Here is a 287-nt window from a genome sequence, read left to right on the forward strand (position 1 = left end):
CATTGATGTAGAGCCGCTTGCCCTTGCGCAAGAGCACGCGCACGATCAGCGAAAGGCAGCGCGCAACGATCACGCGGCCGGGCTCGGCCACCAGCGGCATCTGGTCGAACTGGTATTCCTTCAGGTCGCCGGCGAGCCGCGACATCAGCTGGCCCAGCGACGGCATCTCGACCAGCTTGCGGTTGGGATCGTGGCCGTATTCGGCGGGAAAACCGCCGCCGACATCGAGCCCGGCAATATCGAAGGTCAGCCGGTTGCGCACCCAGTCGGCCGAGGCGAGCGCCCGC

1 pseudogene is annotated in these 287 nt (G+C 66.9%); it reads right to left on the reverse strand.

From position 1 onward, the window contains the following. A pseudogene (locus EN852_RS39845) lies at positions 1-287 on the reverse strand (ornithine decarboxylase); the annotation flags it as partial.

Source organism: Mesorhizobium sp. M2E.F.Ca.ET.209.01.1.1, assembly GCF_004010375.2.
Taxonomy (GTDB): domain Bacteria; phylum Pseudomonadota; class Alphaproteobacteria; order Rhizobiales; family Rhizobiaceae; genus Mesorhizobium.